Raw genomic sequence first — 1842 nt, forward strand, 5'->3', positions numbered from 1 at the left:
CGGTCGCTCAGCCGCGGTCATAGCCTGGTCGAGCCATGACGCGAACAGACGGTTCAGACCTAAGAGACCCGACAGACCCGAAAGAACCAAAAGACCGGAAAGAAACAAAAAGACCCGACGGACCACGACGGCCGGCTCGTCCCTGTCGTACTGCTCTGCGCCCAGGCCGTGATGTGGCCGGGGGCGGCGCTGGTGCGTGGGGGAGTCCCCTCGGGGGCGGCTCTGCTGGTGGCGGGCCTGGTACTACAGCCTCAGTTCTTGTGACTGGTGATCGGTGCTGATCGTTGTCCGGTCATGCTGATGGATGTGAGTGCGGAGCACGTTGAGGGTTGGGCGGAGGAACTGGCTGTCCTGACGGGCGGGTTGGGGCATCTGTTCGCCCGGCCGGAGCCGCGGGAGGTGTTTGCCGATCTCATTGAGGGGCTGCTGTCGGACCTGGGCCGGAAGAACGGCTGGACGATGGCCGGTCGGGCCGGGCATGCCACCCCGCACCGGATCCAGAAGTTTCTTGGCGAGGCGTCCTGGAGCGCGGACGCGCTGCTGGCCGAGGTGAAGGCGTACGTGGCACGGGAGTTGGGAGAGCGGGACGCGACACTGGTGCTGGACGACACTCAGGTGATCAAGAAGGGGGACAAGTCCGTCGGGGTCGGCTACCAGCACTGCGGGACGACCGGCGACGTGCGCAACTGCCAGGTCATGGTGATGCTCACCTACGCCGCCGCGAGTGGCCACACCTTCTACGACCGGCGCTTGTACCTGCCGGAGTCCTGGACGAGTGATCGTGAGCGGTGCCGGGCGGCCGGGGTCCCCGGCGAAGTCGCCTTCGCCACCAAGCCGCAGTTGGGCATCGCCATGCTGGCCGGTGCGGCGGCCGACGGGCTGCCGTTCTCCTGGGTGGCCGCCGACGCGGACTACGGCAAGGACCCCGCCCTCAGGTCCTGGCTGCACGAGCAGAAGATCCGCTATGTGCTCGCGGTGCCCCTCACCCTGCCGGTTCAGGGCCCGCCGGGCAGGCCGCGCCTGCCGAAGGTCGCGGCGGCCGGTGATCTGCTGCACTACGCCACGGTGCGCGAGCAGTGGGAGCGCCGCAGCCAGGGCGAGGGCTCCCAGGGGCAGCGCAGTGACGACTGGGCCTGGTTCGAGGTCACCCTGCCCGGACAGATGCCGGCCGACGGCTTCGCCCACCGGCTGCTGATCCGCCGCAGCACCGAGAAGAAGCAACTGGCCGGCGGCCGCGTGGACTTCGAGTACGCGTACTTCCTCGTCCACGTCCCCGCCGCCGACCCGGTCACCGAGGCGATCGTGAAGGCCGGGGTTCGCTGGAAGATCGAGGAGAACAACGAGCTCGCCAATCAGATCACCGGGCTCGGCCAGTACCAGGTCCGCCGCTGGATCTCCTGGCACCGGCACGTGACCTGCGCGATGCTCGCCCTGGCCTTCCTGACCGTCCAGCGCGCCCGGCATCCCGACCCGGACCAGAACCCGCGGACGAACCCACCGGCCCGGACCCGGCAGACGAGGGAAAAGCGCAGGAGACGGCGGGAAGGAGCACCTTCCGCTGATCCGGCTGACCGTCCCGGCCCTCGCCTGCCTCCTCGCGGCCACCGCCCTGACCGCCCACCACGGCGACGCCTACCACCTCCAGCAGCATCACTGGCGAGCCGTGCACCAGACCCGGGCCACCGTCAGCCACTACAAACGGCGCGGCGACCCTTTGCCCGCCCGCCTCCGCCCCTGGCGACAACCCGAGCAGAACCGATCACAACATCAAGATCTGAGGCTGTAGTACTTGTCAACAAGCTGACAGGCCCTCATACAGATCAAGGCCGGGACACCCCACAT

General features: G+C 68.5%; 1 protein-coding gene. It reads left to right on the forward strand.

Going from position 1 to position 1842, the window contains the following annotated elements:
* Window positions 1-306 precede the first annotated feature (306 nt).
* A partial coding sequence (locus I8N67_RS41325; protein WP_200309456.1) for an IS701 family transposase occupies window positions 307-1842 on the forward strand: 1536 nt, incomplete at its 3' end.

The organism is Streptomyces adelaidensis, from assembly GCF_016598475.1.
Classification (GTDB): Bacteria; Actinomycetota; Actinomycetes; order Streptomycetales; family Streptomycetaceae; genus Streptomyces; species Streptomyces adelaidensis.